Genomic DNA, 922 nt, shown 5'->3' with positions numbered 1-922 from the left:
ATCCCACGACCGGTGCGTTGTGCCTTGGCAACAATAGTTTTCGACAGTTGATGGTTGATATCGGTGGCGAACCGCTGTTCCTTTCGTCGCCGCGCCTTCAATTTCCGTTTCGCCGATTTCGTGCCGACTCGTTGCAAACTCGCGCGCAGGGCGGCGTTCTTCTTCCGGCGCGCAGTCACCGCCCCGGCGGACCACCGCACGTCGAGGGTGGCCGGATCGTCATCTGTGGTGACAGCGAGGTTCACGATCCCCAGATCCACACCCAACCAGCCTTCGGCGGTGTCCGGCGGCGGGGCCGGTTTCGGTGACGGTTCGTCGACGGTGGCGTGCAGGTAGAAGTGCCCGTCGCGGTAGACGAGGTCCGTTTCACCCTTGCGGGCAGCAAGAAGTGTGCGTTGCCACGGCGCACACACGAACCGCACACCCCGCATCCGCCCAGCCGTGGTCCAGATCGACACGGTCGATACGTCCATTTGCCACGACAGGCACCTGTCGTCGAACGGTTGGGCAGCATATGGCCGGAATGCGACCGCGGTACCGGCCACCGCCGTATACCGGGTCGACCCCGGCCGACCGTAGTTTCCGTTGGTCAGGTTCGCCTGCCGGGTGGCGTACGCGTCGGCCACTTTCCGCAGAACATGCAACGCCGGCTGCGCCGACGGCCCCCGCGTCTTCACCTTCGGATACAGCGCGACCTGCAACGCCCGCCGCGACCGCAGTCCCCTCGACTGAGCCACCCCGGCAACCTCGTTGGCAACCTCATTGCACAACACCAAAGTCGACTCCAGCGCCGCAAACTGATCAGCAGTGGGTACGAGCTTGACCACCACAATCCGTTTCACCTCGCACCCACCGCCTCCCCTAGCCGACTAGAGCGTGTCTGCTATTTACGGACGCGATGATGAATGACGAGCGCAGCGAA

The 922-nt window shown here is 63.9% G+C and carries 1 protein-coding gene; it reads right to left on the bottom strand.

From position 1 onward, the window contains the following. Positions 1-842 (bottom strand): transposase (locus tag QM806_RS40875; protein WP_283295041.1); only part of this gene is annotated, 842 nt, incomplete at its 3' end. Between the last annotated feature and the right edge of the window lie 80 nt (positions 843-922).

The sequence above is a fragment of the Rhodococcus sp. IEGM 1351 genome, assembly GCF_030056875.1.
GTDB lineage: Bacteria > Actinomycetota > Actinomycetes > Mycobacteriales > Mycobacteriaceae > Rhodococcus_F > Rhodococcus_F opacus.
The sequence above is the reverse complement of the archived record's forward strand: the minus strand, read 5'-3'. Positions and strand labels throughout refer to the sequence as shown.